The organism is Aminobacter sp. MET-1 (genome assembly GCF_026521175.1).
In the GTDB taxonomy this organism is placed as follows: domain Bacteria; phylum Pseudomonadota; class Alphaproteobacteria; order Rhizobiales; family Rhizobiaceae; genus Aminobacter.
This window is the reverse complement of the sequence record NZ_JAMSHL010000017.1, coordinates 100,918-126,100: the sequence shown is the minus strand read 5'-3', so window position 1 is coordinate 126,100 and position 25,183 is coordinate 100,918. Positions and strand designations below refer to the sequence as shown.

Here is a 25,183-nt window from a genome sequence, read left to right as displayed (position 1 = left end):
CCCTGTGGTTAGCGCGCTGCCGGGCTCAGGTAGCGGCGGTCGTAACGCCGGCCCAGGCTGGTCAGGATTTCGTAGGAAATGGTGCCGGCGTCCGCCGCGATAGCCTCGAGCGACTGGTGCGGGCCGATCAGCTCGACCATGCTGCCGAGCTTCAGCGCGCCGGGCTCAAGTGCGGTCACGTCGAGGATGATGCTGTCCATCGATACGCGGCCGACGATGGGCAGGCGCACGCCGCCGAAATAGGCGGCACCGGAATTGCTGAGATGGCGGGGCAGGCCGTCGGCATAACCGGCGGCGATGGTTGCCAGCCGCATCTCGGTCTTGGCAACGAAGCTCGCGCCATAGCCGATCTCGGCCCCTTCGGGCACGGTGCGGGTCTGGACCACGCGAATGTCCAGCCGCACCACCTGATGCATCGGGTTGTCGTGGCCGTCCAGCGGCGCGCCGCCATAAAGTGCTATGCCCGGGCGCGCCAGGTCGCCGCGATAGTCTTCGCCGAGGAAGATACCGGCCGAGTTGGCGAACGACAGTTTGGCGCCGCCAAAGCGCTTGCGGATGGCCTTCATGCGGCCAAGCTGGCGCGGGTTGGCGTCGTGCTCGGGCTCGTCCCCGCAGGCAAGGTGGCTCATGATGATGTCGACATGGACGCCATCAAGCCGTTCCGGTTCGGCCAACAGGGTGTCGACTTCCTGTGGCTCGAGGCCGAGCCGCGACATGCCGGTGTCGACCTGGATGGCTGCCGGCAGCGTCTTGCCGAGCGCCTTGGCGGTCGCCGACCAGTTGGCCACCTGCTCCAGCGAGTTCAGCACGGGCACGATGCCGAGCGCTGCGCAATCGTCCTCGCTGCCCGGCAGCAGGCCGTTCAGCACCAGGATGCGCGCGTCGCTGCGGAGATAGGGCTTGAGGCGGAGCGCCTCGATGAAATGGGCGACGAAGAAGTCGCGGCAGCCGGCGTTGTAAAGCGCCGGTGCGACATGGGCGACACCGAGCCCGTAGGCGTCGGCCTTGACCACGGCGGCGGCGCGCGACGGCGCGGCCCGGCGGACCAGCTCTTCGTAATTGGCAACGAGCGCTGCAAGATCGATGGTCAGCACTCCGCAGGCGGCACGGCTTTCGATATCGTTCTGCACGGTCGTATCCATCAGGGAAAAGGTCCTCGCCAACCCCAGAATGATACCGCAACGATCGGCGAAAATCTTGCCAATGTGGCGAAGCTTGTGCGAACAGAGTTCAGTTCGTGAAATTTTCGTCGCCAGTTTGGAAGGAAATGCGATGCCCTCGCTCGACACGATAGACCGTGGCATCATCCGTGCCCTCAGGGCCAATGCGCGCATCAGCAATGCCAAACTGGCGGCCGAGGTCGGGCTGTCGCCGTCGGCGTGCCTGCGGCGGGTGCAGATCCTGGAGCAGGAAGGCGTGATCCGCGGCTACACCGCGCTGCTCGGCAATGCCGCGAGCGAGGAGGGCATCGCCGTCATGGTGCAGATCACGCTCGAGCGACAGACGGAAGATTACTTCAACCGCTTCGAATTGGCGGTGCGGCGGCACCCTGAAATCAAGGAGTGCTACCTGATGACCGGCGATTCCGACTATTTCCTGCGTGTCGAGGTCGAGAGTGCTGGCGATTTCGAGCGCGTGCACAAGGAAATCCTGTCGGCTCTGCCGGGGCTCGCGCGCATCCATTCAAGCTTCTCGATCCGCAACGTGCTGCAGTCGAAAAGGCCGAAGGCTTAGAGCAATTCCAGGAAAAGTGCGCAGCGGTTTTCCGTCCTGAATTGCGCAAAAACAAAGAGATAGAGGGTTTGCGCTACTCGAAGAAAAGCGGAACGCTCTCGTGAAGAAAACCCGGCGTCGCTTGCGACGCCGGGTCTGTTGTCGACCTCAGGCGCCGGCCTGGGTCACGAACTTGGTGATCAGATAGGCCTCAAGCGCCTCCGAGCCGCCTTCCGAGCCGTAGCCGCTGTCCTTGATGCCGCCGAACGGCACCTCGGGCAGAGCGAGGCCGAGATGGTTGACTGTAAGCATGCCGGTCTCGATCTCGGCGCTGAGGTCGGTGATCGTCTTGCTCGACTTGGCGAAGGCATAGGCCGCAAGCCCGAAGGGCAGGCGGTTGGCCTCGGCAACGACGTCGTCGAAGCTCTTGAACGGCATCACCAGCGCGACGGGGCCGAACGGCTCCTCGTTCATGATGCGCATGTCGGGGCGCAGGCCGGTCAGTACGGTCGGCTCGAAATAGGAACCCTTGTTGCCGATGCGCTTGCCGCCGGTCTCGATCCTGGCGCCGTCGCTGACGGCATCGTTGATCAGCTTCTCGACTGCTTCCAGGCGGCGCTCATTGACCAGCGGGCCCATGCGGGTGCCATCCGCCAGGCCGTCGCCGACCTTCACCGCTTTGGCATGCTCGACGAACTTGCCGAGGAAGCGGTCATAGGAGCCCTCCTGGATCAGGAAGCGCGTCGGCGACACGCAGACCTGTCCGGCATTGCGGAACTTCGAGCCGGCGAGCGTCGCGGCCGCATGGTCGATGTCGGCGTCGTCGAACACCATCGCTGGCGCATGGCCGCCGAGTTCCATCGTGGCGCGCTTCATGTGCTGACCGGCGAGGGCCGCGAGATGTTTGCCGACAGGCACCGAGCCGGTGAACGACACCTTGCGGATGACGGGATGCGGCACGAGGTAGCCGGAAATCTCCGGCGGGTTGCCATAGACCAGGTTGAGCACGCCGTCGGGCAGGCCGGCATCCTTGAAGATGTCGCCGAGGAAGGCGGGAGAGCCGGGGGTCTCTTCCGGCGGCTTGACGATGATCGAGCAACCGGTGGCAAGGGCTGCGCCGATCTTGCGCACCGCCTGCGAAACCGGGAAGTTCCACGGTGTGAACGCCGCCACCGGGCCGACCGGCTCCTTGATGACGAGCTGGGTGATGCCGGCGGCGCGGGCGGGCACGACGCGGCCATAGGTGCGGCGGCCTTCCTCGGCGAACCAGTCGATCAGGTCGGCCGACGACAGCACTTCCATCTTCGATTCGGCGAAGGGCTTGCCCTGCTCGACCGATAGCACCTCAGCGATCGTGTCGGCGCGCTCGCGCATCAGGTCGGCGGCGCGGCGCATGATCTTTGAGCGCTCATAGGCCGAAACCTTGCGCCACAGCTTGAAGCCGCGATCGGCGGCGGCCAGCGCGCGGTCGAGATCGGCCTTGCCGGCGGACGCGACCCGGCCGATCACCTCGTTGGTGGCGGGATTGTAGATGTCGATGGTCTTGCCACCTTCGGCAGGGGTCCACTTGCCGTCGATGAACAGGTTTACATCAGGATACATGGTCGGTCCTTGCTGGTATGGGCGGAAGCTGGTGTGGGGGTCGAGGCCTGCGTCATGCTGGCCTAGACGCGATTTGGATCGGTCGCGCTAGATATAGGTTGGTCCAATCTTTTGGACCACAAGTTCGGCGATGGCGAGCGACGAGGTCAGCCCGGGGCTTTCGATGCCAAACAGGTTGATCAGGCCGGAGACCCCGTGCGTCTCCGGTCCCTGAATGACGAAGTCGGCGGCCGGATCGCCGGGGCCCGACAGCTTGGGCCGGATGCCGCTATAGGTCGGGCTGAGCCCGCCATCGGCGAGACCGGGCCAGTATCTGCGGATTTCGCCATAGAAATGGTCGGCGCGGCGCGGGTCGACCGTGTAGTCCTTGTCGTCAATCCATTCGACATCCGGGCCGAAGCGCATGCCGCCATTAAGGTCGAGCGTCAGGTGCACGCCGAGCCCGCCCGGTTCAGGAACGGGATAGATCAGCCGGGAAAAAGCCGGCTTGCCGGTGACGGAGAAATAGCTGCCGCGGGCATAACGCAGCGACGGCACGAATATTGGGTCGAGGCCTTCGAGCGATGCGGCCAGCTTGTTGGCTCCTAGGCCCGCGGCATTGACGAAATGCCGCGCAGCGATCTCGAAGGAAGCGCCGGTCGATGTATCCTGTGTCTGCAGCACGAACAGGCCGCCGTCGATCCGCCCCGACACGATCTCGGTGTTGAGGCTGAGGAAGGCGCCGCCATCTTCCGCCTCGCCGAGCAGGGCCAGCATCAACGCATGGCTGTCGATGATGCCGGTCGATGGCGAATGCACCGCGGCATGACAGGTGAGCGACGGCTCCATCGCCATCGTCTCGGACGCGCTCAGCATCACCAGGTCGTCGACGCCGTTGGCCTTTGCCTTGGCGATGATGCCTGCCAGCGTCGCCTGCTGTTCCGGCAGGGTTGCCACGATCAGCTTGCCGCAGCGCTTGTGCGGGATGCTGCGCTCGGCGGCATAAGCATAGAGCCTGTCGCGCCCGGCAACGCACAGCTTCGCCTTCAGGCTGCCTTCCGGATAATAGATGCCGGCATGGATGACCTCGGAATTGCGCGAGCTGGTCTCGGTGCCGATGGCGTCCGCCGCCTCGACGATGATCGTCTCCATGCCGCGGCTGGCAAGTTCGCGGGCGACCGCAAGGCCGATGACGCCGGCGCCGGCAACGATGCAATCGACGGTGTCCATGTCAGTCTCCGGCCGGCTTGAGGGCGGCAAGGCGGTCGATGATGACCGAACTCGCACCCTTGATGTCGTCGACAATGGCGCGTTCGGCGCCGTCGGCATCACGCGCTTCGATCGCCGCCAGAAGCGCGTGGTGATGGTCGATCATCGCCCGTCCGCCATGTTCATAGGACGCCGCGATCAGCGGCCCCATCTGCAGCCACAGGCGACCGAGGATGCCGCGCAAAACGGCCATGTCGGCGATCTCGGCCAGTGCGAAATGGAAGGTCTGGTTCAGTTCGAGCGCCCCGCTCCAGTCCTCGATTGCGATGGCGTGCTCGTTCCGGTCGATCAGGTCGCGCAGCCTGGCGATATCATCGGGCGTCGCCTTCAACGCCGCCTCGCGCGCGCCGAGCCCTTCGAGCTTCACCCTGATCTGGCGAATCTCGAGATAGCGCTCCAGCGTCATCACGGGCACGCGCACCTCGCGCGCCGACTTCTGCACCAGCGCCTCGTCCTGGATCAGCCTGAGGATCGCGTCGCGCACCGGCGTCACGCTGGTACCCAGTGACTGGGCGAGATCGCGGATGGTCAGCCGCGCACCGGGAGCGAAGCGGCCTCTGATCAGCGCCTCCGACAGTTGGCCGTAGACGACCTCGCCGAGATTGTCGTGCGCCACCGCCTGGAAGCCGAAAGTCTCGTTCATCGCCCGGTCTCGCTGTCCGGCATCCGGTCCTGAAGCCCATCTTCGGAGAGGATGCCGCCTGGTTTCAAGCGGCCGTGTGTCCCTTTGTTGGTACCGGCCAGACGCGAGGCCGTGGCCTCATCTGGCCCGCCGGTGCGCCGTCTCTGGCCCTTGACATTGGTCCACACGAAAAACATGATGCATCAAACAGCAATTTGCGGATTTTGCAAGCGGTCGCCCGAACAGGCGAGTGCGAAATCAACGACATCGTCGCCTATCAGGCAACGCCCCACCCAACCAAGGAAACGACAATGGACAGCCAGCCCAATTCGCCCGAGGCGCGCGACAAGAAATTCCACATGCACGCCTACACCAATGCTCGCCGCCACCAGGCGGTCGGACCGTTGATCATCGAAAAGGGCGACGGCATCTATGTCGAGGACATCTCGGGCAAGCGCTACATCGAGGCGATGTCGGGCCTGTGGAGCGTTGGCGTTGGCTTCTCCGAGCAACGCCTCGTCGATGCCGCGACCAGGCAGATGGCCAAGCTGCCCTTCTACCACAACTTCACCCACAAGGGTCACTCGCCGGTGATCGACCTCGCCGAGAAGCTGGTGACGATGGCGCCGGTGCCGATGAGCAAGGCGTTCTTCACCAACTCCGGATCCGAGGCCAACGACACGGCCATGAAAATGATCTGGTATCGCTCCAACGCGCTTGGTCAGCCTGAGCGCAAGAAGATCATCTCGCGCAAGCGCGCCTATCACGGCGTCACCATTGCTTCGGCCAGCCTCACCGGCCTGCCCTACAACCACATGTCCTTCGACCTGCCGATCGCCAACGTGCTGCATACTTCGTCGCCGCACCATTGGCGCGAGGCGCTGCCCGGCGAGACCGAGCAGCAGTTCTCGACGCGCCTCGCCGACGATCTCGAAAAGCTGATTCTGGCCGAGGGTCCTGAGACCATCGCCGCCTTCTTCGGCGAGCCGGTCATGGGTGCGGGCGGCGTCGTCGTTCCGCCGGCCGGCTATTGGGAGAAGATCCAGGCAGTCCTGAAGAAGTACGACATCCTGCTCGTCGCCGACGAAGTCATCTGCGGCTTCGGCCGCACCGGCAACATGTTCGGCACCGAGACCTACGCCATGCAGCCCGACATCATGGTCATGTCGAAGCAGATCTCGTCGTCCTACCTGCCGATCTCGGCGATGCTGATCAACGACAAGGTGTTCGAGCCGCTCGCCGACGAAAGCAACCGCATCGGCACCTTCGGCCACGGCTTCACCGCCGGCGGCCATCCGGTGGCGGCGGCCGTTGCACTCGAGAACATCAACATCATCGAGGAGCGCAACCTCGTCGCCAACGCCCGCGAGGTCGGCGCCCACATGCAGAAGCGCCTGGCGCGTGTCGCCTCGCACGATCTCGTCGGCGAAGTCCGCGGCGTGGCCCTCATCGGCGCCATGGAGCTTGTCGCAGACAAGGCGACCAAGGCGCCCTGGGGCAACGTCGGCGCGCTCGGCGGCCTGGTCAACGGCATCCTCCAGCAGAACGGCATCATCTCCCGCAACATGGGCGACTCGCTCGCCTTCTGCCCGCCGCTGATCATCAACGACAAGCAGGTCGATGACATCTTCGACGCCGTCGAGAAGTCGCTCGACGAGGCCGCCAAGCAGGTCAAGGCCTGATCGCAGGGAACAGTCCGCATCAGCAGAAAGCCCGCCATCTGGCGGGCTTTTTGTTGGCGACGGTACGTGAGAGGGACCTTCTCCCGCGGGAGGAGAAGGAAGGGCGACCCTCAGACGTGCTGGCCGCCGTTGATATGGATCTCGGCGCCGGTGACATAGGATGACTGGCCCGAGCACAGGAAATATATGATGTCGGCCACTTCTGACGTCGCGCCCAGCCGGCGCATCGGGATCTGCTCGACGATCTTGTCGGTGCCCGGCGACAGGATCGCCGTGTCGATCTCGCCGGGGGCAATCGCGTTGACGCGGATGCCATGCGGACCGAAGTCGGCGGCCATCTCGCGCGTCAGCGCGCCGAGTGCCGCCTTCGACGTCGCATAGGCCGCCCCGGCAAAGGGGTGGACGCGGGTGCCGGCGATGGAGGTGACGTTGACCACCGAGCCCTTGGCGGCCGCCAGCTCCTTGAACAGGCCGCGCGCCAGCATGATCGGCGCCAGGAAATTGACCTGGAACACATCGCGCCAGACATGCATCGGCGTGTCGATGGAGTTCATGCGCGCGCCGCCCTGCATCTTGGGAGAGATGCCGGCATTGTTGACCAGCGCGTGCAGCATGCCGCCTTCCTTCTCCAGCCGCTGGCGGATTTCGGAAACGGCGCTGCCGACGTCGCCCTGGTCGGCGAGGTCGACCTTGATGTGGTCTTCAGGGCCGGCGGGCCAGGGGCAATCGTCCGAGAATGCCTGGCGCGAGCAGGTGATGACGCGCCAGCCTTCGCGCGAAAAGCGCTTCACCGTCGCATGGCCGATGCCCCGGCTGGCTCCGGTCAAAACGATCGTCTTTCGCCCTTCGGTCTTTTCGGCCATCACATCCTCATTTCAAGCTTAGTGCGTATGTAGCGGATGCATTCCGGCTTTACGAGAGGGCACGGCCGACGGCGGCGTTCAGCCGCGCTCGGCGGCAGCTTGGCGGATCGTCTTGAGCAGGATCGAAAACGCCGCCGTTGGCTGCGTGTCTGTTCGCATCGTCAGCCCCACCGGCCCGCGTGTCTCGCCGGTGTCGACGGGAAGCGTCTTCAGCGTGCCGGCCTTGATGTCGTCGCTGACCACGCCATGCGAGATGATCCACACGGCATCGCTCTGGCGCACGAAAGCGCGGCCGAACGAGTCCGACACCGTTTCGATTTCCGTCGGTATCGAAGCCACGCCGTGAATGATGAAGAAGCGCTCGACAAAGGGCCGGATGATCGAGCCGCGCGTCGGCATCAACAGCGGGAATTCGCTCAACCGCTCGAACACGTCTTCGCTGCCCTTCAGCAGCGGATGGCCGGCGCGCACGACGAACACCACCTGCTCTGAATAGAGGTGCTCGAAGAAGAAGCCGGTCATCTTCTCGGGCGCGGCAAGCCGCCCGACGACGAGGTCGAGTTCGCCGAGCCGGAGCTGCTCCAGAAGCACGGCGTTTTCGCCGGTCACGATCTTGATCGCCGCCCCTGTTTCTTCCGCCAGGAACAGGCTCATGGCGCGCGGCATGATATGGGCCGAGACCGTCGGCAGTGCACCGATGCGGATCGGCGGGCCCTTTTCGGCGCGGGAGTTGGCAACGGAATCGATGCCCTGGCGCAACGCGGTGATCGCCATGCCGGCATGCTGCATGAACACTTCGCCCGAACGCGTGATCCTGATGCCGCGGCCGTCGCGCTCGAACAGGGCAACGCCCAGCACTTCTTCCAGTTCGCGGATCGTCTTGGTCACCGCCGGCTGGCTGACATTGAGCAGCCCGGCCGCCTTGACCACGCTTTTCTGGCGCGCGACTTCTAGGAAGGTCTGGAGGTGGCGGAGCCTGACGCGGCTTTCGATCATGGGATTTTCATAACCCAGGGGTTAATGGAACCCCACGAAATATCATTTTACCGAACCAAACAACTCATCCACTGTCATTGCGAGGAGAAATCGAGTGCAATTCACCGACATTGGCGGCATCACCCTGCACCACCAGCTGATCGGCGGACCCGCAAACAAGCCGGTCCTGGTCTTCGCCAATTCGCTGGGCACCGATTTCCGTATCTGGCGCGACGTGATCGTGCGCCTCGCCGGCGACTTTCCCATCGTCACCTACGACAAGCGCGGCCATGGCCTCTCCGATGTCGGCACAGCGCCCTATCGGATGGAAGATCATGTCGGCGATCTCGCCGGCCTGCTCGACCATCTCAAGGTCAAAAGCGCCGTCATCTGTGGTCTTTCCGTCGGCGGGCTGATCGCGCAGGGGCTCTATGCCCAGCGCCCCGATTTGGTGCGGGCGCTTGTGCTTTGCGACACTGCCTCGAGGATCGGCACGACCGAGTCGTGGAACACCCGTATCGCGGCCGTCGAAAAGGACGGCATCGCCGCGATCACCGATTCCATTCTCGAGCGCTGGTTCACGCCCGAATTCCACCAGCAGCGCAAGGACGACCTGACCGGCTATCGCAACATGCTGACGCGCCAGCCGGTGGCCGGCTACACCGGCACCTGCGCTGCGTTGCGTGACGCCGACTACACCGAGGCCGCCAAGTCGATATCAGTGCCGACGCTCTGCGTCGTCGGCGACCATGACGGTTCGACCCCGCCGGCGGTGGTGCGCTCCTTGGCCGATCTCATTCCCGGCTCGCGCTTCAAGATCATCGACGGCGCCGGCCACATCCCCTGCGTTGAAAAGCCGGACGAGCTTACCGCTCTCGTCAAGCGCTTCCTCGCCCAGCTTCCCATGGAGTGATCCGACCATGAGCGCAACGGCACCAGCCTCGGCCAGGTATCGCGAAGGTCTCGCCGTCCGCCGCTCCGTGCTCGGCGACGCCCATGTCGACCGCGCCGAGGCGGCCGCGAGCGATTTTGACCGGCCGTTCCAGCAGCTCATCACTGAAGCCGCCTGGGGCACGGTGTGGTCGCGCCCGGCCTGGAGCAAGCGAGCGCTCGATGGTGACGCTGGCGCTGCTGGCGGCTCTCGGCCACGACGAGGAGGTGGCGATGCATGTGCGCGCCACCGCCAACACCGGCGCCACTCCGAGGCGGCCGCCGCGTCGCTTGCCGAAAACTACGTCGGACTGCCCTACTGAGCGCCGGCTTTGTGCGTCTACGCGGCCGGCGGCTCCATGGCATCGACAGTGGCGGTGTCGCCGTTGCTTGGCTCCCTGATCCTGAACCAGGCGACATAGAGGGCCGGCAGGAACAGCAGCGTGATCGCCGTACCGGCCAGGATGCCACCCATCATCGCATAGGCCATCGGCGCCCAGAACACCTCGCGCGCGATCGGGATCAGCGCCAGCGACGCCGCCGCCGCCGTCAGCGCGATTGGGCGCATGCGGTGCTGCGAGGCCTCGATGACCGCGTGCCAGCGGTCGGTGCCGCTGGCGATCAGCTCCTCGATCTGGACGATCAGGATCACCGAGTTCCGGATCAGGATGCCGATCAGAGCCAGCACGCCGAGCAGCGCCACAAAACCCAGCGGCTGTCCCGTCGGCACCAGTGCCGCGACAACGCCGATCAGGCCGAGAGGTGCTACGGCCACCACCAGGAACAGCCGCTGGAAGCTCTGCAACTGGATCATCAGCACCGTCGCCATGATGAACAGCATCAGCGGCACGACCGCGATGATCGGGCCCTGGCTCTTGGCGCTTTCCTCGACCGAGCCGCCGGTGACGACGGAATAGCCGGCGGGCAGCTTGGCCGCGAAGGCGTCGATGGACGGCTTGAGTTCGGCCACGACCGTGTCGGGCAGGGCGTTGCCGACCATGCCAGCTTTGACGGTGATGGTGGGCAGGCGGCTGCGGCGCCAGATCGTCGGCTGCTCGAGCTCGTAGCGGAAGTCGGCGACGGTCGCCAGCGGGATGGATTCGCCATTGCCGGTCGGAATCTGAAGGTTGCGCAGCGTCTCGATCGAACCGCGCTCGCTGTCGCCGGCGCGCACCACCACGTTGATCAAGTAGGTCGCGTCGCGCACCTGGGTGATCGCCACGCCGCCGACCACGCTGTTCAGGGCGCTGGAGATGTCCTGCGAGCTAATGCCGAGCTGGCGCGCCTTGTCCTGCAGCACGTCGACCTTGAGCACGCGCGACGGCTCGTTCCAGTCGAAGCTCGGCGCCTGCAGCTTGGCATTGGCCGAGACGACACCGGCGAGCTGCTGCGACAGGGTCCTGACGGTCTGTATGTCGGGGCCGCTGATGCGATACTGCACCGGCCTGCCGACGGGGGGGCCAAGTTCCAGCGTCTTGACGAAGGCGTCGGTGCCAACGAACTGCTCGCGCAGGATCTTTTCGATCGCCGGCTGCACCCTGTGCCGTGCCTCGAGGTCCTTGGTGACGATGACGACCTGGCCGAAATAGGGATTGGCAGGCTGCACGTCATAGGCCAGCACGAAGCGCACCGCGCCCTGGCCGATATAGGAGCTCCAGTGGTCGATATCGGGATTGCCCTTCAAGGCGATCTGCTCGAACCGCTCGATCTGGAGGCGCGTTTCGGCGATGGAGCTGTTCTGCGGCAGGTTCCAGTCGACGATCAGTTCGGGCCTGTCCGATGGCGGAAAGAACTGCTGCTGCACGAAGGTCAGCCCCACCACTGAAAGCACGAACACGACCACTGTGGCGATGATGGTCACCCAGTGCCGCCGCACGGCGAGATGGAGCAGGCGCGAAAAGCCCGCTGCAAATCGGCTCGGCCGCTCGTCGTGCTTTTTCATCGTCGCCGGCAGCAGGGTGACACCGAGCAGCGGCGCAAACAGCACCGCCACGATCCATGACAACAGCAGCGAAACGGCGATGACCACGAACAGCGTGTAGGTGTACTCGCCGGCCTGGCTGCTGTTGAGGCCGATGGGAACGAAGCCGGCCACCGTCACCAGCGTGCCGGTCAGCATCGGGAACGCCGTCGACGTGTAGACATAGGTCGCAGCCTTCCTCAGTGAGTCCCCGACCTCCAGCCGCGCCACCATCATCTCGACCGCGATCATGGCGTCGTCGACCAGAAGGCCTAGCGCGATGATCAGCGCGCCAAGCGAGATGCGCTGCAGCGAAATGCCCATATAGGCCATGACCAGGAAGGTGATCGCCAGCACCAGCGGGATCGACAGCGCCACCACGAAGCCGGCGCGCATGCCGAGGCTGATGAAGGACACGGCGAGCACGATGGCGACCGCCTCGAACAAGGCGCGCGTGAAACCCGACACCGCCTCCTCGACGATCACCGGCTGGTCGGCCACCAGATGCACGCCGACGCCCACTGGCAGCTCGCCGGTCACCTGGTCCATCAGCTTCTTCAGTTCGGCGCCGAAATCGAGCAGATTGGCATTGGGCTTCATGCCGATGGCAAGGCCGATCGCCGGTTCGCCATTGACGCGGAACAGCGACGTCGGCGGATCGACATAACCGCGGCTGATGGTGGCGACGTCGCTCAGCCGGAAGAAGCGGTCGTTGACCCTGAGGTTGATCGCCCGCAGGCTTTCCTCCGAGGTGAACTGGCCGCCGACACGCACCGCGATGCGCTCTGGCCCGGCCTGGATGACGCCGGAAGGCGACACCGCGTTCTGCGCCTGCAGGCTCGCCAGGATCGCCTGCTGGTTGAGGCCGAGGGCGGCGATCTGCCGGGTCGAGAATTCGAGATAGATGACCTCGTCCTGCGCGCCGACCAACTCCACCTTGCCGGCGTTGGGAATGGTCAGGATGCGGCTGCGCACGGTTTCCACATAGTCGCGCAGCTGGCGCATCGAAAGTCCGTCCGCGGTGAAGGCATAGATGTTGCCGAACACGTCGCCGAAGCGGTCGTTGTAGAACGGTCCCTGCACCCCTTGCGGAAAGTTGGGGCGGAGGTCGTTGATCATGTTGCGGACTTCGACCCAGGTGGGTGTCACGTCGCGCGCCTTGGTGGTGGGCTTGAGGTTGACGAAGATGATCGTCTGGCCGGCGGTTGTCACGCTGCGGCTGAAGTCGAGGCTTTCCAGCTCCTCGAGCTTCTTTTCGATGCGGTCCGTCACCTGCCTGGTGGTTTCCTCAACCGAGGCGCCGGGCCAGTTGGCCTGGATCACCATCGTCTTGATGGTGAAGCTCGGGTCTTCCTCGCGGCCGAGATGCAGGTAGGAGAAGATGCCGGCGATCGTGAAGATCAGCATGAAATACCAGACCAGCGAACGATGGCTGAGCGCCCAGTCGGAGAGATTGAAACCCTTCACGCTATGCCCCCTCGTCGATCCTGACTTTCTGGCCTTCCTGGAGACTGTGCACGCCCGCCGTCACCACGCGCGTGCCGGCCTCGATGCCGCCGGCGGTGAAGCTGGCGCCACCCTTTGCCGTGACGTCGATGCCGTGCAGGCTGACCGTCGAGGCAGTCTGGTCGACCACCCAGACGAAGCTCTTGCCGTCGCGTTCGAGCAGCGCCGACAACGGCAGGTCGATCGCTTCGCCCGCATTCGACACCGGCACCGCGGTCACCGTCGAACCGAGCCGGAAGGCCAGCGGCGGATCGCTCAGCGCCAGCCGCACCCGCCGCGTTCGCGTCGAGGCATCAGCCTGCGGCGCGATCTCGCGGATATGGCCGGAGGCGCGCTGGGCGGGAACCGATTGCAGCGAGACGTCGAAAATGTCGCCGACCCTGAACGCGGTGGCCATCTGGTCGGGAATGTCGACGACCGCCTCGCGGGCGTCCGAACGTGCCACCGTCACCACCATCTGGCCGGGCGACACCGTCTGGCCGACCTCGGCGCCAACCGATGTGACGATGCCGTCGAAGTCGGAGAACAGCCGGGCATAACCAAGCTGTTCTTCGGCCTTGGCGAGCGCAGCGCGTGTCCGCTCGACATTGGCGGCGGCCGAATCGAGCGCCTGCTTGGCCGAATCGTAGACCGCCTGTGAGGTGTTGGCGGCGCCCAACAGCGCACGCTGCCGTTCCTCGCTTGCCGCCGCATTGGCAAATTGCGCCTCAGCGGTCGACAGGTCGGCGCGCGCCGATTGCGCCGCCAGTTCCAAGGCCAGCGGATCGATGGCCGCGAGCGTCGTGCCTTTGGTCACCTGGTCGCCGACCCCGACGTCGCGCGCCACCAGCCGCCCGAGCAGGCGGAAGGAAAGGGCAGCCGAGAATTCGGGCTGGATGGTTCCGGCAAAGCCCTGCGCGTTCTGCGCGCGTGCCTCGACGACGACGGACAGCACCGGGCGGATGACCTCCGGCGGCGCCGGCTTCTCTTCGCTGCAGGCGGCAAGGGCCAGAAGCGCTGCCAGGGCGAGGGTGCTTGCCTGGGTTTTCATGGCGCCACCTCCACCACCTGGCCGGTATTGAGCAGCTGACCGCCCTGCGCCACCACGGTCTGTCCGGGATCCAGCCCCTTCGCCACCACCACGACCCCGGTGGCGAAGGACAATATGTCGATAGGTGCCATCGCCACCGCCTTGGTGGTTGGGTCGACGATCCACACCGCCGGCTTGCCCGCATCCGACATCAGCGATTGCCACGGCAACACCACTGCCTGCTGTGCCTGCGACGTGATGGTGCCGGTGACGGCAGCACCAAGCGGCATTTCGATCGGGGTGTTCGGCACAGTCACCTTGACCCGGATCGACCCCGATGCCGGGTCGACGGCCGGCGATACCTCGCGCACCTTGCCCATGGCCTTGATGCGCGGATCCGAAATCAGCGAGATCGTCACGTCGGGCGCCACCGGCGTGCGCGCCACCAGCGCCTCGTCGACATTGAACACCGCGTCGCGGTCGCCCTCCTCGGCCACGGTGAAGACGGTCTGAGCCGCTTGCACCACCTGGCCGACTTCGACGGTGCGCGCCGTCACCACGCCGGCCGCGGTCGCCTTGAGTTCGGTATAGCCGAGCCGGTCGTTGGCGTTGCCGAGTTGGCTCTGGGCCGCCTCGACGCCGCTTTGGGCGACCTTCAGCTGCTGGTTGGCGAGGTCATAGTCGCGCCGCGTGGTGAAGCCCTGGCCGAGCAAGGTCTTCTGCCGGTCGAAGGCGGCCGAAGCCTGGCGAAGCTGCGCCTGGGCGGCATCAAGGCTTGCCTGGGCGGCGCGTACGTCCGACTGCTGTTCCAGCGGGTCGAGCCGTGCCAGCACCTGGCCCTTCTGGACATGCTGGCCGACATCGACCGTGCGTTCGGCGACGCGGCCGCCGACCTGGAACGACAGGTTGCTCAGCGTGCGCGCCGCGATCACCCCGGTCAGCGTCGTCTTCGGCGCGAAGTCGGAAACCTTGACTTCGACGGCACGCACCAGGATTGGCGGATTTTCCGCGACCTCCTGTTTCTGGCAGGCCGCCAGCGGCAGCGCCAGGCACAATGCAAACAGGCTCAGCGGCGTTTTGCGAAAGGCCCGGGCCGTTCCAGGAAAAGTGCGAAGCGGTTTTTCATCGGCAATTGCGTCAGGACAAAAGGCTGGCAATTCGTTGCGCGTGCCTGGTGAGATCGGGTTCGTGGCGAGCATATCCATCCCCAAAATCGCTTCGCCACACGCTACGACGCCTGTTGCCATACGGCAACTGTTGGCCGCGCGATGCCTTCGATCACAGTTTGGAGAGTGTAACGCGGGCGTGATCCCCAGCGCCCGAAACGAGGGAACCCGGGCAAATCGGCTGCGTTGAATGATGCTTCAAGAGCATCTGACCCGAAGGGAGTTGGTTTGGGCAGATCGGATGCTCGAATGAAAAGACCAAGGAGACCATCATGGACCGCATGCTTTTCGAGAACCCAGTCAACATCCGAATTGGCGCTGCAAGCACCCAGCGCGAGGTTGCGACCGTCAAGGGCGCCTATGAGGCGCTGATCGATTGGCCGCACGCCAAGCGCAGCGGGCCGCTCTACCGCGAGGCGGTCGAGGTCGTGTCGGCAGCGCTCGCCGGCAACCGCACCCGTGAGGCCGCGCGCCGCGCGCTGGTCGCCGCCGCCGAAGAAATCGGCGTGCTGGTAGCCTGACGGCAGGCCGTCTAGATGGCGCCGAACAGGCAGGCAGGGCTGCCGCAACCCCTTGATGCCGCAAAGACGGGCAGGATATTTCCGTAGGGGCATGGTTGCGCGAAATAAATTAACTCTACAGAGTTTGTAGAATTAAACATCCTGAATGGGCATCGTCATTCAACCCCGAAGGGGAAGCCCATGTCAGATTTCACGCGCCGTGCCCTGCTCGCCACCGTTGCCGCCCTGTCGCTTGCGCCGTCGGTAGGCTCGCTTCATGCCGAGGACCTCAAGATCACCATAGGCTACCAGACGGTGGTCGAGCCCTCGAAAGTGCCCCAGGCCGACGGCGCCTACGAGGCCGCCACCAAGGCCAAGATCGACTGGCGCAAGTTCGATTCCGGCGCCGACGTCATCGCCGCAATCGCGTCCGGCGCGGTCGACATCGGCTATGTCGGCTCGAGTCCGCTGGCAGCCGCCGCCAGCCGCCAGCTGCCCATCGAGACCATCTATGTCGTTGGCCTGATCGGCGAGTCTGAAGCGCTTGTCGCCCGCAACGGCGCCGGCATCGAAAAGGCCGCCGATCTCGCCGGCAAGAAGGTCGCCGTGCCCTTCGTGTCAACCACCCATTACAGCCTGCTCGCTGCCCTCAAGCACGAGGGCGTCGATCCCAAGTCGGTCGAGATTCTCAATCTGCGCCCGCCTGAGATCGCGGCTGCCTGGCAGCGCGGCGACATCGACGCGGCCTATGTCTGGGATCCGGCGCTCGGCCAGATCAAGACCTCGGGCAAGGTCGTGCTCGACTCGGCCAAGGTTGCCGAATGGGGGGCGCCGACCTTCGACGCCTGGATCGTCCGCACCGACTTCGCCGAGAAGAACCCGGCCGCCGTGCGCGACTTCGTCAAGGTGACGGGTACTGCCTATGCCGAGTTCCTTGCCAAGCCTGAAGCCTGGGACAAGGGCTCGCCGCAGGCCGAGAAGATCGCCCGCCTCACCGGCGCCAAGGTCGAGGAAGTGCCGGCCCTGCTCAAGGGCTACGTCTTCCCGACGCTGCAAGAGCAGGCATCAGCCAGGTTCCTCGGCGGCGACACCGTCAAGGCGGTCTCGGCGACGTCGGCCTTCCTCAAGGAGCAGGGCAAGATCGATGCTGTTCAGCCCGATTACTCGAAGTATGTGACGTCGAAATACGTCACCGAGGCGCTCGCCTCCAACTGAGGCGCATCCGGCCCGCGTCCTCCCACGCGGGTCTGAGGCCCCGGCCGGTTCCTACCGGCTGGGGCATTCCCGTTTCAGGAGACCCACTGATGTCGACGCTATCGCTCAGCAACATCGCGGTGCGCTACAAGGGGCAGCTGCGACCCGCCGTCGAGGGCGCATCGCTTTCGGTCGGCCACGGCGAATTCGTCGTGCTCACCGGCCGCTCCGGTTGCGGCAAGTCGACCTTGCTCAACGTCGCGGCGGGCCTCGTGCTGCCCGAGCGCGGCGAGGCCTCGGTCGACGGCCGAGCGATCGAGGGACCGGGTGCCGACCGCGCCGTCGTCTTCCAGAGCGACGCGCTGTTTCCCTGGTTCTCCGCCCGCGACAACGTTGCCTTCGCGCTCAGGCTGCGCGGCATCGGCGAAAGGCAGCGTCAGCAAACAGCCGACGATCTGCTCCGGCGCGTCCGGCTCGAGGGCCTCGGCGACAAGCCTGTCTGGGAAATGTCGGGTGGTATGCGCCAGCGCGTCGGCCTCGCCCGTGCTCTCGCCGCCGCGCCGGCTTTCCTTTTGATGGACGAACCGCTCGGCGCGCTCGATGCCCTGACGCGCGAGCGCATGCAGACGCTGCTGCTCGATATCTGGGCACCGGGCAATCTCGGCGTGCTGATGGTCACCCACGGCATCGAGGAAGCGCTCCTGCTTGGCACGCGCGTCGTCGTCATGGCGCCCGACCCCGGCCGTATCGCCCATACATTCGAAGCCGGCTTCAGCCGGCGCTATGCCCGGGGCGAGCCCGTCCGCTCGATCAAGACCGACCCGGCCTTTGCCGCAGCACGCGCAGAGCTCGCCGACGCCATCTTCGAGGGAGAGCCGGCATGACCCTGCTGCAGGCCGAACGCGGCCGGCGCGAGCTGGCCGAACCTGAGATGTCCACGGTGCGCTCGCCGCACAGCCAAACGTCCCGCCGCGAGCTGTCGTCGCGCACCATCAGCGCGATTACCATTCTGGTTGCCCTGCTGGCATGGACGCTCATCACCAGGCTTGGCCTGGTCGCGCCGCTGTTCCTGCCGCCGCCTCAGGATGTGCTGGCAAAGTTCTGGACGGTGGCCTCCAGGGGCTTCGTCGACGCGACGCTTGTCCAGCATCTTCTGGCCTCGCTGGGCCGCGTCTTCGCCGCCCTCGTGGCTGCCACCGTCTTCGGCATCCCTGTCGGCCTCGCCATCGGCACAAGCCGCATCGGCCGGGGCATCTTCGATCCCGTGCTCGAATTCCTCCGGCCGATCCCGCCGCTGGCTTATCTGCCCCTGATCATCATCTGGTTCGGCATCGGCGAATCCGCCAAGGTGCTGGTCATCGCGATCGCCATGGTGGCGCCGATTGCGCTGTCGACGGCGTCTGGCGTCCGCAACGTCCAGCAGGATCGCCTGAATGCCGCCCGTTCGCTCGGGGCGACACGAAGGCAGGTCATCCGCTTCGTCGTCCTGCCCAGCGCCCTGCCGTCGATCCTCACCGGCCTGCGCATCGCGCTCGGCGCCGGCTGGACCACGCTGGTCGCCGCCGAACTGGTCGCAGCGACACGCGGCCTCGGTTTCATGATCCAGTCGGCGGCGCAGTTCCTCGTCACCGACGTCGTCGTCATGGGCATCCTGGTCATCGCGGCGGTGGCCTTCGTCCTCGAATTCGGCCTGCGCTGGTTGGAGCGCAGGCTCGTCCCCTGGGCCGGCCGCGACTAGGCGTCAGGCTAGGCTGCCTAGGCCCGCATGGTTTCGCGCAAGGGGCTGCGGCCGCGCAGCATCGGCAGGCCCAGCGTTACCAATACGAAGGCGGCCGTCACCACCTTCAGGTCGCTCGGCTGCAGGCCGAGTGACAGCGCCAGCGACACAAGCTGATAGTAGACCGCGGCACCCACCAAAGGCGCCAGCAATTGCCGGGTCACGGTCTGCCGTCCGGTGATCGTTTCGCCGATGACCAGCGAGGCGAGGCCGTTGATGAGGATGCCGGTGCCCATGCCGACATCGGCATAGCCCTGCAGCTGCACGATCAGCGCGCCGCCAAGGGCGGTGAGGCCAGAGGCGATGCCCAGTCCGACGATCGTGCACGTCCAGATGCTGATGCCGAGCGACGGCGCCAGATCAGGATTGATGCCGATGACGCGCATCGCCGCCCCGGACTGCGTGGAAAGATACCAGCGCAGCGCGACAAGGGTTGCCACGATCAGCACCGCGAAGGTTATGACCTGCAGCCGCATGTCGGTCAGGATGGCGGGGTTGATCTGCATGAAGATGTTGTCGGCGCCGAACAAAGCGACGTTCGAGCGGCCGAGGATGCGCATGTTGACACTGTAGAGCGCGGTGAAGACCAGGATGCCTGCAAGCAACGAGTTGATGCGGAAACGCAGGTGGACAAGCGCGGTCGCAGCACCTGCGCCGACGCCGGCGATCATGGCTATCAGCGTGGCAAGCAATGGCGGGTAGCCGGCCATCAGCAGCGCCGCGCAGACACAGCCACCGAGCGGGAACGCGCCTTCGCTGGTCAGGTCCGGAAAGCTCAGCAGCCGGAACGGGATCATGATGCCGAGCACCAGGAACGAGTAGATGAGGCTCTGCGACAGCGTCACCGGCACGAGATTGAGATAGGCGTGGATCACGTCCATTGGTCAGGTTCCGAGCAGCATGCGGTCGTTGTCTATTCTGAATTTCTCGACGAGATCGGCTGGCGTCAGCGCTGCCTTTTCGGTGCCGCCGATGTCGTCGCGGACACGGCCTGCGTCCATCATCACCAGCCGGTTGCCTGTCTCGATCGCCTGGCGCATGTTGTGGGTTACCATCAAGGTGGTGAGCGACTGTTCGGCGACGATCCGAAGGGTCATGTCCATGACCAGATCGGCGGTGCGGGGGTCGAGTGCCGCTGTGTGCTCGTCGAGCAAAAGCAGCGACGGGCGTGACAGCGACGCCATGATCAGGGACAGGGCCTGGCGCTGGCCGCCGGAAAGCTGCGCCACTGGGGTTGACAGGCGGCCCTCCATGCCGAGCGACAGGCCGGCAAGCAGAGCCCGGTAACGGTCGCGGCTGGCGCCGTCGAGATGGCTCGCAAACCCCCTGCGTTGCCCGCGCTGTTCGGCCAGGGCCAGGTTTTCCTCGATCGTCATCGCCGCGGCAGTGCCGATCATCGGGTCTTGGAACACGCGCGAGATCATGCCCGCCCGTCTGTGTGCGGCAAGGCGGGTGATATCTCGGCCGTCGAGGGTGATCGAGCCGCCGTCCGGCTCGATTGCGCCCGCGATGGTGTTGAGCAGCGTCGACTTGCCGGCGCCGTTCGAGCCGATGATCACGACGAAGTCGCCGCGATTGAGCGCAAGGTCCACCCCGTCGAGGGCGGGTCGCGCTCCGGCGAGACCCGCGTTGAAGGTTTTGCGCAGACCCGCGCAGACAAGCAGGGGCATGCCCACCGCCGCTACTTGAGGAGCCATGGGCTATCCTTGAGCGCTTCCGGGACCGTCAGGCCGACGGCTGCGAGGCCCTTGGGGCTGACATAGGCGTCGAAGTCTTCGCTCTTGGGGACATAGGGCGCGATGTCGGCCGGCTTCTCGCCCTTGAGGATCCGGTCGGCGATATCGGCCGCATGCTCGCCGTTCTTGCGATAGGAAATGGCGTGGAAGCCGGCGAGCTGGTCCTTGAGGTCTGGGGCGTAGACCGAATTGAACAGCGGCAGCTTGATCCGCTGCGCCACCTGCGCCACGACCGGCACCGAGGTCTGCACGACGTTGGACTGGATAAGGAAGATGGCATCGACCTGTCCGGCGAAGGTCTGGACACGCTGGGGCAGGTCGTTGGGATTGTCGACGGGCACGCCGACGACCTCGATGCCGGCCTTTGCCGCCGCCTTGTGGATCAGCTCCATGTTGGAGGCGTCGTTGTCTTCGCCCGGATTGAACAGGGTTCCGACTTTCTTGACGCCCGGCAACACCTTCTTCAGGTAGTCGAAGGAGGCATCGAAATCGGGCAGCATGGATGCGCCGGTGCTCCAGGCCGAACCGTGCTGCCAGTCCGGCACGATGCCTGCCACGACCGGGTCGACGACAGCGCCGAACACGACCGGGATCGACTTGTCGGTGATGCCGCGCACCGCCGCCTGGTTGAGCCCGGTGGTGATGGCCAGGATCAGTGCCGGATGCTTGGCTTCGACCTGTTGCAGGATCTGGGGAACGAGGCTGCGGTCGAAATTGGCGTGCTGGAAGCCGTAGTTGACGTCCTTGCCTTCGACATAGCCCAGTTCCGTCATCCGGGCCTTGAAGCCGTCGGCAACCTGATTGAGCGCGGGGTGTTCGCCGAAGCTGGCGATTTCGACCAGCTTCGGGTCGGCATGGGCAAGACCATGCCCGGCGGTGACCAAGGCTGCCGCGAGCAGCCACTTCATCAATTTCACGACGCGCTCCTTAGGTTGGGTTCTACAAGGTGGACGGACGCCAGTTCTGTTCGGCGACCCGCAGGAAATTCTCGCCCAGCACGCCAAGGATGGCGGCTTCCGAATAGCCATGGCGCTCCAGCGCTTCGACGAGCTCGGGCAACACCTCCGGCTTGACGTCGGCCCAGGGCGGACGCGGATAGCCGCGCAACGCCATCATCGGACCGGAGTCGTAGAGCTTGGTCATGAAGGGCTGGTAGAAGACGGTGTCGAGGCCGAGGCCGACATGCTCGGGCCCGACGAGCTGGGCAACGTAATCGATATGGCGCATCAGTGCCGGAACGTCCGAACGGTTGTCGTCGGTCAGGAAAGCGCCGATGGAGTTGATGCCGACCACGCCGCCGCGCCGGGCAAGCGCCTTGATCTGGACGTCGTCGATGTTGCGCTCGTGGTTCTTCAGCGCGCGGACGCTCGAATGGGAGAACACCACCGGCTTTTCCGACAGTTCGATGATGTCGAGCGACGTGTTGATGCCGGCGTGGCTTGCGTCGAGCATCATGCCGACGCGGTTGGCCTCGGTCACGAAGGCGCGGCCAAGCATCGACAGGCCGGCGTCCGAGGGCTCGTGGCAGCCGTCGCCGAGCGGGTTGCGTGTATTGTAGGCCACGATCATCCAGCGGATGCCGAGCCTGTACCAGCTGTCGATCATTGCCGGTTCGTGGGCGGCCGGGCCGGCGCCCTGCAGATGCAGCCCGATCGCCATCTTGCCCGCTTGCTTGGCGGCGCGAATATCGGCGACGGATTCGATGAGCTGGTAGTCGTGGGCGCGCTGCTCGAACCATCGCCGCTGCTGCGAGAGGTGGCGGAGCGTGGGCTCCGGCCTGTCCCAATCCGCGCCGATGGTCAGGGAGAGGAAGGAGAATCCCGCATCGCGGTAGCGGACAAGCATGTCCGGGCCTTCATCAAGGCATTCGGGTGTCCAGCCCACTGCGCTTTCCCACACGACCGCCTTGTCGATGAGGTTTTTGGCTGAAACATTCACGTCGTCTGCACCCGATGATCAATGTAGTTGACCAAGCCAGCTAATCGCCAATCTCGTTGTTGCGCTATTGTCGGGAATGGGTTTGATTGTTTCATACTTGAAACAATTCAAGGTCAGTCATGCCGACCGCACTTGATCCATTCGATCTGATGATTTTTGCGCGTGTTGCCGAGACTGGCAGTTTCAGCACCGCGGCCGAACGGCTCGGCCTGCCGAAGTCGACCGTGTCCCGACGCATCTCCGTTCTCGAAAGTCAGCTGGGCGAGCGCTTGCTCCAGCGCACCACGCGCCGCAACTTCCTGACCGAGATGGGCCAGCGTATCTTGATCCCGGCTGAACAGATCATCCACGAGGTCGATGCCGTCTTGGCGGTCGCCGAGCACCGGCAGGTGGTTCCTTCGGGACGGCTGCGCGTGTCCGTCCCCGGTGACCTCGCTGCAATCTCGCTGGCGCCGATGCTGACCGATTTCAGCAAGGCCTACAGCGAAATCCAACTGGAGCTCGACCTGTCGCCTCGCTATGTCGACGTGATCGGCGACGGCTTCGACCTCGCCATCCGCATCGGCGGCGAAACCCAGGACCTTCAGTTGACCACCCGGCATCTGGTCGACCTCGGCATCGGTCTCTATGCCTCGCCGCTTTACACCAGCCATGCCGGCGAACCCGACGCGCCCGAGGCACTGGCGCGCCACGACGTCCTCGTGCTGCTCGCCGACGGTCTTCCGGTGAACTGGGTGTTGAACAGGGATGCCCTGTCGGTCCATGTCGACATGTCGGGACGGCGGGTCTCGGCGAATTCCTACGAACTGTTGTTTCGCCTGGCGCGGTCGGGCGCAGGTATCACCGCGATGCCGGACCTTTTCGCGCGCCCCTATCTCGCCAGCGGCGAACTCATCCGCATCCTGCCCGAATGGCGCCTACCTCCTGCGATGGTCCGTGCCGTCTTCCCGAGCAGGCAGCTCATGCCGCGCAAGACGCGCGTCTTCATCGACGCGTTGCTCAGCCACCTCAAGCCGCGCCCGCTGAGGGGGACCCAGCTGTCTCCTGAACGGATCGGCGACGGCATCGCCGGCCGTTGAACAGCGGCGCTGGCCTTCGTTCTTCAGCTTGTCGCCAGCTTCGTCATTGCCGGCTTGGTCTGCTGGGCGCGCTGGCTGAGCCAGACGCTGCCGAGCACCACGGCCATGCCGAGGATCTGCGCAGCACTCAGCGACTGGCCGAGCACCGACCAGCCGAGAATCACGGCGGTCATCGGGCTGAGGAAGCCGAGCGGGGATACGACTGAAGGCTCAAGCTTCGAGATGCCGCGGAACCACAGGATGTAGGTCAGCGCCGCACCGATCAGGCCTAGCCAGGCGAGGCCGAGCAGGTTGGCCGTCGAAAGCGAAGGCAGCGCCGGCTCTTGCAGCAGGGCGACAGGCAGCAGCAGCAGGCCGCCTGCGGTCAGCTGCCATGCGGTGAAGGTCAGCGGCGATACCGGCGGCTGCCAGCGGCGGCTGAGCACGGTGCCTGCGGCCATCGACACGGCGCCGGTGAGGCCGGCCGCGATGCCAATTGAATCAAGTGCCGCATGCGGTGTCAGGATCAGCAACGCCACGCCCGCCATGCCGGCCAGTGCTGCGACGATGGCCAGCGGCCGGATCGGCGAGCCGAGCAGGGCGCGGGCGAGCAGCAGCACGATCAGCGGCTGGATCGCGCCGACGGTTGCGGCCACGCCGCCGGGCAGCCTGTAGGCCGCGACGAACAACAGCCACCAGAAGATCGAGAAGTTGAGTGCGCCGAGCACCATCACGCGCGCCCACCAGATACCTTGTGGCAACTGCCGGACCAGCAGCAACAGCAGCAGGCCGGCGGGAAGCGCCCGCAGCATCGCCACCGTCAGCGGGTAGCCTGCCGGCAGGAACTCGGTGGTGACCAGATAGGTGCTGCCCCAGATGGCGGGCGCAAGAGCGGTCAACAGAAGGTCGGTGTTGCGGGACACGGAATTATCTCCATATCAATAATCTTGACCTCAAGATAATATCTGTTCTCTTGACGTCAAGAGAATTTTTCCCGAAAGCTTGGCCATGGATCGCGTTGACGACATTCTTGCCCAGTGGAACCGCGAACGGCCCGACCTCGACGTCGCGCCGATGGGCCTCATCGGCCGGCTGAACCGGGTGTCGCAGCATCTCGGCCGCGAGATGGACAAGACGTTTGCTGCGCACGGACTGAACTTCGCCAGCTTCGACGTCCTGGCGACGCTGCGCCGGTCGGGGCCGCCCTATGCGCTGTCGCCCGGCGATCTTTCCGCGACCATGATGATCACCTCCGGTACCATGACCAACCGTGTCGACCAGCTGGAAAAGGCAGGCCTCGTCGAGCGCCGCCTCAATCCCGACGACCGCCGCAGTTTCATTGTCTCGCTCACCGACAAGGGCTTTGCCACCATTGACGCGGCGGTCACTGACCATGTCGCGACGCAGACGCGCATCGTCGAGATGCTGACTAGGGAGGAGCGGGCTGTTCTCGACCCGCTGCTCAGCAAGTTTCTGGTGGGGTTCGAGAGCGGGTGAGGTGAGGGCGCGCGAGGCGCGGCGTTGTCCATCCCTGGTGCGGGTCCCGCGGTGCTGCTCCTGATCCCCTGCCGGACCTTCTCCCCGCAATACGGGGAGAAGCAGGATCGTCCTTCCGGGCTCCTAGAATAGCTTCAACGTCGCAAGGCTCGACGCTGATGTCCCCTCGCCCCCGTTTGCGGGGAGGTAAGGGTGAGGGGCAGCTCT

Annotated in this window: 23 protein-coding genes and 1 pseudogene; 10 read left to right on the top strand and 14 right to left on the bottom strand. The window is 65.2% G+C overall.

Annotated elements, in window-relative coordinates; genetic code table 11:
• Positions 1–8: 8 nt before the first annotated feature.
• Complete coding sequence (alr, locus tag NDO48_RS21730; RefSeq protein WP_267322327.1) at positions 9–1,142, bottom strand: alanine racemase; 1,134 nt, start codon at positions 1,140–1,142, stop codon at positions 9–11.
• Between the two features lie 130 nt (positions 1,143–1,272).
• Here alr and NDO48_RS21725 point away from each other — a divergent pair, with 130 nt between their 5' ends.
• A complete protein-coding gene (locus tag NDO48_RS21725) occupies positions 1,273–1,734 on the top strand; it encodes an Lrp/AsnC family transcriptional regulator (RefSeq protein WP_018425586.1) in 462 nt (153 codons plus the stop codon).
• A 147-nt stretch (positions 1,735–1,881) separates the two neighbouring features.
• On the opposite strand, the gene NDO48_RS21720 is transcribed toward NDO48_RS21725, so the two are convergent.
• From NDO48_RS21720 to NDO48_RS21710, 3 genes are all read right to left on the bottom strand, one after another.
• Positions 1,882–3,315, bottom strand: coding sequence for an NAD-dependent succinate-semialdehyde dehydrogenase (locus NDO48_RS21720; RefSeq protein WP_018425587.1), 1,434 nt, complete (start codon positions 3,313–3,315; stop codon positions 1,882–1,884).
• Positions 3,316–3,402: 87 nt separating this feature from the next.
• Positions 3,403–4,524, bottom strand: coding sequence for an NAD(P)/FAD-dependent oxidoreductase (locus tag NDO48_RS21715; protein ID WP_267322326.1), 1,122 nt, complete (start codon positions 4,522–4,524; stop codon positions 3,403–3,405).
• A 1-nt stretch (position 4,525) separates the two neighbouring features.
• A complete protein-coding gene (locus tag NDO48_RS21710; protein ID WP_267322325.1) occupies positions 4,526–5,206 on the bottom strand; it encodes a GntR family transcriptional regulator in 681 nt (226 codons plus the stop codon).
• Positions 5,207–5,496: 290 nt separating this feature from the next.
• On the opposite strand from NDO48_RS21710, the gene NDO48_RS21705 reads away from it, so the two are divergent.
• Positions 5,497–6,867, top strand: coding sequence for an aspartate aminotransferase family protein (locus NDO48_RS21705; protein ID WP_267322324.1), 1,371 nt, complete (start codon positions 5,497–5,499; stop codon positions 6,865–6,867).
• Positions 6,868–6,977: 110 nt separating this feature from the next.
• On the opposite strand, the gene NDO48_RS21700 is transcribed toward NDO48_RS21705, so the two are convergent.
• Both NDO48_RS21700 and pcaQ read right to left on the bottom strand, forming a co-directional pair.
• Positions 6,978–7,730: an SDR family NAD(P)-dependent oxidoreductase gene (locus NDO48_RS21700; protein ID WP_018425592.1), complete on the bottom strand. Its 753-nt coding sequence runs from the start codon at positions 7,728–7,730 to the stop codon at positions 6,978–6,980.
• Positions 7,731–7,808: 78 nt separating this feature from the next.
• Positions 7,809–8,726: a pca operon transcription factor PcaQ gene (gene pcaQ / locus NDO48_RS21695; protein WP_267322323.1), complete on the bottom strand. Its 918-nt coding sequence runs from the start codon at positions 8,724–8,726 to the stop codon at positions 7,809–7,811.
• 94 nt (positions 8,727–8,820) lie between these two features.
• Here pcaQ and pcaD point away from each other — a divergent pair, with 94 nt between their 5' ends.
• Together pcaD and NDO48_RS21685 are read left to right on the top strand one after the other, a co-directional pair.
• Positions 8,821–9,618 (top strand): 3-oxoadipate enol-lactonase, encoded by a 798-nt coding sequence (gene pcaD, locus NDO48_RS21690; protein ID WP_267322322.1) that lies wholly within the window; start codon positions 8,821–8,823, stop codon positions 9,616–9,618.
• Between the two features lie 7 nt (positions 9,619–9,625).
• Positions 9,626–9,905 (top strand): annotated as a pseudogene (locus NDO48_RS21685) (carboxymuconolactone decarboxylase family protein); the annotation flags it as partial.
• A gap of 70 nt (positions 9,906–9,975) precedes the next feature.
• Here NDO48_RS21685 and NDO48_RS21680 read toward each other — a convergent pair.
• From NDO48_RS21680 to NDO48_RS21670, 3 genes are read right to left on the bottom strand one after another with little or no spacing between them, the layout of a single operon-like run.
• The gene (locus NDO48_RS21680; RefSeq protein WP_323848122.1) at positions 9,976–13,062 is read right to left on the bottom strand and encodes an efflux RND transporter permease subunit; all 3,087 of its coding nucleotides are present in this window, start codon (positions 13,060–13,062) and stop codon (positions 9,976–9,978) included.
• Between the two features lies 1 nt (position 13,063).
• Positions 13,064–14,131 carry an efflux RND transporter periplasmic adaptor subunit gene (locus NDO48_RS21675; protein ID WP_267322321.1) on the bottom strand — a complete coding sequence of 356 codons (1,068 nt, stop codon included), beginning with the start codon at positions 14,129–14,131 and terminating at the stop codon, positions 13,064–13,066.
• A complete protein-coding gene (locus NDO48_RS21670; protein WP_416377214.1) occupies positions 14,128–15,315 on the bottom strand; it encodes an efflux RND transporter periplasmic adaptor subunit in 1,188 nt (395 codons plus the stop codon). Before NDO48_RS21670 ends, NDO48_RS21675 begins: the two co-directional genes overlap by 4 nt.
• Before the next feature lie 233 nt (positions 15,316–15,548).
• Between NDO48_RS21670 and NDO48_RS21665 the strand changes: the two genes are divergently transcribed.
• From NDO48_RS21665 to tauC, 4 genes are all read left to right on the top strand, one after another.
• Complete coding sequence (locus tag NDO48_RS21665) at positions 15,549–15,797, top strand: DUF982 domain-containing protein (RefSeq protein WP_018425604.1); 249 nt, start codon at positions 15,549–15,551, stop codon at positions 15,795–15,797.
• 180 nt (positions 15,798–15,977) lie between these two features.
• On the top strand, positions 15,978–16,991 hold the full coding sequence (tauA, locus tag NDO48_RS21660; RefSeq protein WP_018425605.1) for a taurine ABC transporter substrate-binding protein: 1,014 nt from the start codon (positions 15,978–15,980) through the stop codon (positions 16,989–16,991).
• Between the two features lie 89 nt (positions 16,992–17,080).
• Positions 17,081–17,854, top strand: coding sequence for an ATP-binding cassette domain-containing protein (locus tag NDO48_RS21655; RefSeq protein WP_018425606.1), 774 nt, complete (start codon positions 17,081–17,083; stop codon positions 17,852–17,854).
• A 47-nt stretch (positions 17,855–17,901) separates the two neighbouring features.
• Positions 17,902–18,708: a taurine ABC transporter permease TauC gene (gene tauC, locus NDO48_RS21650; protein ID WP_051091928.1), complete on the top strand. Its 807-nt coding sequence runs from the start codon at positions 17,902–17,904 to the stop codon at positions 18,706–18,708.
• Between the two features lie 17 nt (positions 18,709–18,725).
• Here the strand turns inward: tauC and NDO48_RS21645 are convergent, their stop codons facing one another.
• Genes NDO48_RS21645 through NDO48_RS21630 form a run of 4 tightly spaced genes read right to left on the bottom strand, consistent with a single transcriptional unit; the run spans position 18,726 to position 22,421 of the window.
• Positions 18,726–19,628, bottom strand: a complete 903-nt coding sequence (locus NDO48_RS21645; RefSeq protein ID WP_018425608.1) for an ABC transporter permease — start codon at positions 19,626–19,628, stop codon at positions 18,726–18,728.
• Positions 19,629–19,631: 3 nt separating this feature from the next.
• Complete coding sequence (locus NDO48_RS21640; protein WP_026226725.1) at positions 19,632–20,411, bottom strand: ATP-binding cassette domain-containing protein; 780 nt, start codon at positions 20,409–20,411, stop codon at positions 19,632–19,634.
• A gap of 17 nt (positions 20,412–20,428) precedes the next feature.
• Entirely contained in the window at positions 20,429–21,391 is a 963-nt protein-coding gene (locus tag NDO48_RS21635; protein WP_018425610.1) for an ABC transporter substrate-binding protein, read from the bottom strand.
• 31 nt (positions 21,392–21,422) lie between these two features.
• Positions 21,423–22,421: a dipeptidase gene (locus NDO48_RS21630; protein ID WP_267322319.1), complete on the bottom strand. Its 999-nt coding sequence runs from the start codon at positions 22,419–22,421 to the stop codon at positions 21,423–21,425.
• 119 nt (positions 22,422–22,540) lie between these two features.
• Between NDO48_RS21630 and NDO48_RS21625 the strand changes: the two genes are divergently transcribed.
• Positions 22,541–23,500, top strand: coding sequence for a LysR family transcriptional regulator (locus NDO48_RS21625; RefSeq protein WP_018425612.1), 960 nt, complete (start codon positions 22,541–22,543; stop codon positions 23,498–23,500).
• A 23-nt stretch (positions 23,501–23,523) separates the two neighbouring features.
• Here the strand turns inward: NDO48_RS21625 and NDO48_RS21620 are convergent, their stop codons facing one another.
• Positions 23,524–24,402: an EamA family transporter gene (locus tag NDO48_RS21620; RefSeq protein WP_018425613.1), complete on the bottom strand. Its 879-nt coding sequence runs from the start codon at positions 24,400–24,402 to the stop codon at positions 23,524–23,526.
• A gap of 85 nt (positions 24,403–24,487) precedes the next feature.
• On the opposite strand from NDO48_RS21620, the gene NDO48_RS21615 reads away from it, so the two are divergent.
• Positions 24,488–24,976, top strand: coding sequence for a MarR family winged helix-turn-helix transcriptional regulator (locus tag NDO48_RS21615; RefSeq protein WP_267322318.1), 489 nt, complete (start codon positions 24,488–24,490; stop codon positions 24,974–24,976).
• Positions 24,977–25,183: the final 207 nt, after the last annotated feature.

Excerpts from the sequence above, each read along its gene's own strand:
- NDO48_RS21720 (WP_018425587.1), bottom strand. The coding sequence starts at position 3,315 with ATGTATCCTGATGTAAACCTGTTCATCGACGGCAAGTGGACCCCTGCC.
- NDO48_RS21705 (WP_267322324.1), top strand. The coding sequence starts at position 5,497 with ATGGACAGCCAGCCCAATTCGCCCGAGGCGCGCGACAAGAAATTCCAC.
- NDO48_RS21655 (WP_018425606.1), top strand. The coding sequence starts at position 17,081 with ATGTCGACGCTATCGCTCAGCAACATCGCGGTGCGCTACAAGGGGCAG.
- NDO48_RS21625 (WP_018425612.1), top strand. The coding sequence starts at position 22,541 with ATGCCGACCGCACTTGATCCATTCGATCTGATGATTTTTGCGCGTGTT.
- NDO48_RS21715 (WP_267322326.1), bottom strand. The coding sequence starts at position 4,524 with ATGGACACCGTCGATTGCATCGTTGCCGGCGCCGGCGTCATCGGCCTT.
- NDO48_RS21635 (WP_018425610.1), bottom strand. The coding sequence starts at position 21,391 with ATGAAGTGGCTGCTCGCGGCAGCCTTGGTCACCGCCGGGCATGGTCTT.
- alr (WP_267322327.1), bottom strand. The coding sequence starts at position 1,142 with ATGGATACGACCGTGCAGAACGATATCGAAAGCCGTGCCGCCTGCGGA.
- tauC (WP_051091928.1), top strand. The coding sequence starts at position 17,902 with ATGTCCACGGTGCGCTCGCCGCACAGCCAAACGTCCCGCCGCGAGCTG.
- NDO48_RS21665 (WP_018425604.1), top strand. The coding sequence starts at position 15,549 with ATGGACCGCATGCTTTTCGAGAACCCAGTCAACATCCGAATTGGCGCT.
- NDO48_RS21675 (WP_267322321.1), bottom strand. The coding sequence starts at position 14,131 with ATGAAAACCCAGGCAAGCACCCTCGCCCTGGCAGCGCTTCTGGCCCTT.
- NDO48_RS21725 (WP_018425586.1), top strand. The coding sequence starts at position 1,273 with ATGCCCTCGCTCGACACGATAGACCGTGGCATCATCCGTGCCCTCAGG.
- NDO48_RS21615 (WP_267322318.1), top strand. The coding sequence starts at position 24,488 with ATGGATCGCGTTGACGACATTCTTGCCCAGTGGAACCGCGAACGGCCC.
- NDO48_RS21670 (WP_416377214.1), bottom strand. The coding sequence starts at position 15,315 with ATGGATATGCTCGCCACGAACCCGATCTCACCAGGCACGCGCAACGAA.
- NDO48_RS21645 (WP_018425608.1), bottom strand. The coding sequence starts at position 19,628 with ATGGACGTGATCCACGCCTATCTCAATCTCGTGCCGGTGACGCTGTCG.
- pcaQ (WP_267322323.1), bottom strand. The coding sequence starts at position 8,726 with ATGATCGAAAGCCGCGTCAGGCTCCGCCACCTCCAGACCTTCCTAGAA.
- tauA (WP_018425605.1), top strand. The coding sequence starts at position 15,978 with ATGTCAGATTTCACGCGCCGTGCCCTGCTCGCCACCGTTGCCGCCCTG.
- NDO48_RS21710 (WP_267322325.1), bottom strand. The coding sequence starts at position 5,206 with ATGAACGAGACTTTCGGCTTCCAGGCGGTGGCGCACGACAATCTCGGC.
- NDO48_RS21700 (WP_018425592.1), bottom strand. The coding sequence starts at position 7,730 with ATGGCCGAAAAGACCGAAGGGCGAAAGACGATCGTTTTGACCGGAGCC.